The sequence below is a fragment of the Xanthobacter autotrophicus genome (genome assembly GCF_029991245.1).
Classification (GTDB): Bacteria; Pseudomonadota; Alphaproteobacteria; order Rhizobiales; family Xanthobacteraceae; genus Xanthobacter; species Xanthobacter autotrophicus_C.
Window position 1 is genome coordinate 1 of record NZ_JAIVFO010000313.1, and the last position, 810, is coordinate 810.

The 810-nt window shown below is 66.9% G+C and carries 1 protein-coding gene; it reads left to right on the plus strand.

Annotation, left to right across the window (positions count from 1 at the left end):
* The coding region (locus K9U41_RS22960) for a class 1 fructose-bisphosphatase (protein ID WP_282643149.1) at positions 1–750 on the plus strand (750 nt) is incomplete at its 5' end.
* Positions 751–810: the final 60 nt, after the last annotated feature.

Genomic DNA, 810 nt, shown 5'->3' on the forward strand with positions numbered 1-810 from the left:
CTCCTGCCCACCCCCACCGCCTTCCTCGCCTCCGAGGAGAGCGAGGAGCTGATTCCGCTGAACCCGGACGGCCGCCTCGTGATCGCGGTGGACCCGCTGGACGGCTCCTCCAACATCGACACCAACGTGTCGGTGGGCACCATCTATTCCATCCTTCCCTATGACGCTGCCGTGCACACCGATCCGGTTTCGGCGGTGATGCTGCCGGGCGTGAACCAGGTGGCGTCGGGCTTCCTGGCCTATGGCCCCGCCACCATCCTCGTCGCCACCTTCGGCGCGGGCACGCAGGTGTTCGTCCACGACCGGCAGACCGGCGCGTTCGTGCTCGCCCGCACGGATGTGGAGATCCCGGCCGAGACCAAGGAATACGGCGTCAACCAGTCGAATGTGCGCCACTGGGCGGAGCCCATGAGCGCCTATATCGCCGATTGCCTCGCCGGCAAGGACGGCCCGCGCGGCAAGGATTTCAACATGCGCTGGGTGGGCTCCATGGTGGCCGACGCCTTCCGCATCTTCACCCGCGGTGGCGTGTACGTTTATCCCGGCGACAAGCGCAAGGGCTACGAGAGCGGCCGCCTGCGGCTGATCTACGAGGCCAACCCGGTCGCCTTCCTCACCGAGCAGGCCAAGGGTGCCGCCACCGACGGCAAGACCCGCATCCTCGACATCGAGCCCCACCACATCCACCAGCGCATCCCGCTGGTGTTCGGCTCCAAGGCCGAGGTGGAGAAGATCGCGTCGTATTATTGAGCGATGGGATGATCGGCCGTCCTCCCCTCTCCCCTTGCGGGAGAGGGGTTGGGGGTGAGG